4 protein-coding genes, 1 tRNA gene and 1 pseudogene are annotated in these 4,419 nt (G+C 57.5%); 5 read left to right on the forward strand and 1 reads right to left on the reverse strand.

Translation table 11 applies throughout. The annotated features are described in order from the left end of the window. Window positions 1-357 (forward strand): molybdopterin oxidoreductase family protein (locus H0V78_09490; GenBank protein ID MBA2351996.1); only part of this gene is annotated, 357 nt, incomplete at its 5' end. Window positions 358-574: 217 nt separating this feature from the next. Here the strand turns inward: H0V78_09490 and mltF are convergent. Next, window positions 575-2,023, reverse strand: a complete 1,449-nt coding sequence (gene mltF, locus H0V78_09495) for a membrane-bound lytic murein transglycosylase MltF (protein MBA2351997.1) — start codon at window positions 2,021-2,023, stop codon at window positions 575-577. Window positions 2,024-2,153: 130 nt separating this feature from the next. On the opposite strand from mltF, the gene H0V78_09500 reads away from it, so the two are divergent. From H0V78_09500 to H0V78_09515, 4 genes and pseudogenes are all read left to right on the forward strand, one after another. After that, window positions 2,154-2,243, forward strand: a tRNA-Ser gene (locus H0V78_09500). A gap of 353 nt (window positions 2,244-2,596) precedes the next feature. Continuing rightward, window positions 2,597-3,420: pseudogene (locus H0V78_09505) on the forward strand (formate/nitrite transporter family protein). Then, the gene (locus H0V78_09510) at window positions 3,417-3,758 is read left to right on the forward strand and encodes a hypothetical protein (GenBank protein ID MBA2351998.1); all 342 of its coding nucleotides are present in this window, start codon (window positions 3,417-3,419) and stop codon (window positions 3,756-3,758) included. The pseudogene H0V78_09505 and the gene H0V78_09510 overlap by 4 nt, the downstream one beginning before the upstream one ends. 32 nt (window positions 3,759-3,790) lie before the next feature. Next, window positions 3,791-3,928 carry a hypothetical protein gene (locus H0V78_09515; GenBank protein ID MBA2351999.1) on the forward strand — a complete coding sequence of 46 codons (138 nt, stop codon included), beginning with the start codon at window positions 3,791-3,793 and terminating at the stop codon, window positions 3,926-3,928. Window positions 3,929-4,419 lie beyond the last annotated feature (491 nt).

The following is a 4,419-nucleotide window of genomic DNA, read 5'->3' on the forward strand; positions in this document are numbered from 1 at the left end:
CTCAACATCGTATCGCCTAAGAGTCACGGCTTCCTCAATTCCTGCTACGCGAACGAAGCCAACAAGATTCGCGGCCAGGGCGCACAATTCGTACTGATCAATCCAAGCGACGCCATGCCGCGCGGCATCGAACACGGTGTTGCGGTACGCGTGTTCAACGAGCGCGGTGAGTTTCAAGCCAACGCCGAAGTCACCGAGGACACGCAGCCGGGCGTAGTTATATCAACGCTCGGCTACTGGCGTAGCAAGAATGCCGGCGGCGGCGCGGTCAATGTGATCAGCTCCGATGAATTCGTCAACATGGGTCACGCGCCGACGTTCTCGGATAATCTCGTCGAGGTCGCGCTGGCGAGTTAAGAATCCAATCCCGCGAGAGCAGGAAGGCACCGCGATTCGCGGCTTTTATTCCGGAATGACAAACCAGATTGCCGCGTCGGCTGCGCCTCCTCGCCATGTCGTGGTGTCATTGCGAGCGGCCTTTAGAACTGGGCTTGAACCGGCGGAAGCAATCTGTTTTTGCGGTTTTAAAGTTTAGCCGTCGGGGAGTCTCCACCAACATCAGGAACAGGCCTCATTAGCGCGCGCTTGGCAGATCTGCGCTCGCGCTGCTTTCTTCCCGCGCCGGCAACGGCGCTTCCAGATCTCTGATGATGTCGTAATACAGCCGCACGTTTTCGGTCATCACTGCCGCCTCGCCGCCGCGCGCGGCGCCGTATTTCAACTTGCTGTAGTGCTCTTCCTGCGCAAGCAGCGGCAGGGTTTTCTTGATATCGATCCAGGAATCCGGGTTGAGGTCGCGTTTTTGCGTCAGCACGCGACCGTCTTCGAGATGGCCCAATCCGAGGTTGTAGGCGGCGAGCGCGATCCACGTGCGATCGGGTTCGGGAATACGTTCCGGCAGTGTTTTCCTCAGCGTCTGCAAATAGCGCGATCCGCCCATGATGCTTTGCTTCGGATCGAGCCGATTGCCGACTTTCATGCGTTCGGCTGTGTCTTCGGTCAGCATCATCAGGCCGCGCACGCCCGTCGATGAGGTCGCTTGCGGGTCCCAGTGCGATTCCTGGAATGCGAGCGCCGCGAGCAGCCGCCAATCGATGCCGGTCGCCCATTCGGCCTCGTAGAAATATTCGCGGAAGGCGGGCAGGGCAGTGCGAACCTTTTCGCGGAAGTGGGCGAGGTAGAGCTGATCGAAGCGTCCGATGTGGCCGTAGTAGCGGTCGAGCAGACGCCTCAGGGTGCCGTCCTTTTTGATGCGCGCGAAAAATTCGTCCGAGCGCGCTTTCCATTCCGAATGCGCCGGCGGAAACGCCCACGCCAGCGATTGCGGTTCGCCGATGCTGAACGCGGTGCGCAAATCGGGATGAAAATTTTTCGCGACATCGACGACGTGCGATGCGGCAACGACGTAATCGATGGTGCCGTTCGCGACTTTCTCAAGCAGCTTGGCGCTGTCTTCGATCCTGACCTCGGACCAGGTCAACGCCGGAAAATCGTATTGCGCAGTCGTTAACGCTTCGACATTATTCGATCCGGCGACGACTTCGATCTTCTTGCCGACCAGATCGGCCAGCGTTTTCGGCTTGCGGTCGTCGCGGTTATAGACCACCTGGAAACGCACGGTCTGATAGGGCTCGCCGAACGCCACTTTGTCCGCCCACTGCTTCGATTGGCCAATGCCGGCAGCGGCGAAATGCACGAGCTGCCCGGTCAGAGCCTGCGAAATTTGCTCGAGTTCGGATGCGACGATAAAACGCACCGGCAGCTTGAGGTCTTCCGCAAACAATTTCACCAGATCGTATTCGAGCCCGGAGGGATTGCCCGCTTCGTCCTCGAAATAAGTCGTGGCGCTTTTGCGCGTGATAACGACGATTTCGCTGGTTCCGGCAATCGACGATTCGAGCGTCGGCTTGGGTGGCAGCTTGGGCGGCGGCTTGCCAATCCGCTCGCACGCCGCGAGCCCGATCAGCAATGACAGCGCCAATATCGGAACGCGGAGCGGCCGGAATTGCGGTAACCATGTCATGCACATAAGCTCTGGACCAAACAATGCCAAAGCGAATTGTCACACGATGGAAGGGTTTAACAAAACCGGCAAACGCACGCGGGATGCGGGCACTGCAAAGAACGCTTCGCTGGTAAAATAGCGCGCTCCCGGAGAGGTGCCAGAGTGGTCGAATGGACCGGACTCGAAATCCGGAGTACGGCTTGCTGTACCGTGGGTTCGAATCCCACCCTCTCCGCCAAGGTAGCATCCGAGTTCATCCTGCCTTAGGCAGGGATTGCTGTTTGTAGAGTGTTTATTGAAGCGAGGGTTACCGACGCGGAGACGGATGGAGCCACGGAGCATTCAAATCGACCAGGCGCGCCTTCGCGCCAGCCCCCGCGCTGCCTGGGTTATTTTTGCGTTTTTCGTCGCCGGTCCTGCGCGGGCGCGTGATCGGCGGCGTGTTAGCGTACATGGTCTGGAGTTGGGACGATCGCGGTAAGGGGGTAGACGCTTCCGAACCGCTGACAGTTTCAGGCAATTCGCCGCCCACAGAAGAAGGGCAATAAATCTAGTTTCGCCCAGTTTATCCAAATCTATGGTGGATGACCAATTCCGACTTCTCTAGATGCTCACTCACCCGCCCAGATGGCGGCGCGTGTCGAAAGCATCGGCGTTTATAAAGCTCACATGCCGCCGATGCAGATGACCATGCTCGGCATCATGGCAGGCGCATTTATTTCACTGGGGGCAATGAATTACCTGTTCACGCTGGCTCAGGGTATGCCAAAGCTGGCTGCGGCGATCACTTTTTGCCTGGGCCTGGTCCTGGTGATTATTGGCGGTGCCGAACTCTTTACCAGCAACAATCTGCTTGCCATGGCTTGGGCGCAACGCAAGGTCAGCACGAGTGAGATGTCGCGCAACTGGGTGTGGATCTGGCTTGCCAACATGGTTGGCGCTTTCGGTACTGTGGCTGTGGCTTATCTTGCGGGTGTGCTGCATTCGGTTGACATGAATGTTGGCGTACAGGCCATCAAAATTGCTAGCAGCAAGGCCGGGCTTGGGTTTATCGAGGCATTTTTTCTCGGCATCTTCTGCAATGCGCTGGTGTGCATGGCGGTGTGGTTAGGATTTGCCGCCCGCAGCGTCACCGACAAGATTCTGGCTCTGATATTCCCGATCACGGCCTATGTCAGCATGGGCTTCGAGCACTGCATTGCCAACATGTTCATCATTCCACTCGGCATGCTGGCCGCTGCTGACCCTGCAGTAGTGATATTAGCGCACGCTACGCCGGAGATGCTGGCCACCTTATCGATGTCTGATTTCATTCACAATATCGCTGCCGCAACTTGGGCAACATTTTTGGCGGTTCCGTACTGGTGGCGCTGATGTATTACCTGATTTACCTGCGCCAACCGCAGCACCCATGAAGCCTAATCAATCATTCGCGTTCAACGCCGAACGTCTGGCGCGGCAGACGATGCAGGATGTTAGCCCGCAGCAGAATAGGTACAGGGTTTCCAACCAGCCGCAGGCGCAAGACCTGTTCTCGCTTTGGAGCCGGCATCTCGGTAACGACCGGCTGTTCGAGGACGTGCGCACTGAGGTACACGACGCCAATGCCTACTTGGATTCGGCGCGCAACCGGCGGATGACCGAAGCCGGCGTGCGGCTCGGCGTCGTCGCGACGTTCGGCTTCATCGGCACGGTCACGACCGGCTTCCTCGGCATGAACCTGATCGACGAGACGGCCGCCAGCTGTGGCTGAAGATCGTTTACTTTTTCATAGTGCTGGCGCCGATGACTGTGCTGATGCTCTACACGGTCAGCATTGCCCGCGGACTTGCGGATTTTCTCGACGCGTTGGCCGACAGCAGAATCACTACCCGGCAGAAACTGCGCGCTTTCGCTCGCATTTGGAGACCTGACCGGCAGTGATCGTGCAGAAGTGCGACCAACCTATGATGCCAGTCTCATTGAGCCTTTTCCGAACAGCGCTTAGCGTCTCGCTGCTCGGTTTGTTGTTAGCCGCCTGAGCCATGGCGGTCGTGGGCGGGTTCAAAACCTCCCGCCGGGAGAACGTCAAAAAGCAGGGCGGCGCATCCCAGCCTATGAAGATCGCCACCTAAAAGCTTAATCGGCATTTCGTGTAGCTACACACCGTCTCAAACTCATCAGAAAGTGTCATATAAAGCATTAACTTATCCTCTCAATTAAACTCGTGACATTTCACGGCATCGCGTATAATCTGTGTAGCTAGGAGCGTAGCTAGGAGCGTAGCTAGGATTCTAGCTACACACACACGGGGGCGCGATGAGCAAACTGACTGCCGTAAAAATCAGGAATCTGGTTAACGCCGGGCGACCCGTCGCTATAGCGGACGGCGGCGGTTTGACCTTTACCTTGGCTGCAACAGGCACCGCATCATG

Source organism: Burkholderiales bacterium (genome assembly GCA_013695435.1).
GTDB lineage: Bacteria > Pseudomonadota > Gammaproteobacteria > Burkholderiales > JACMKV01 > JACMKV01.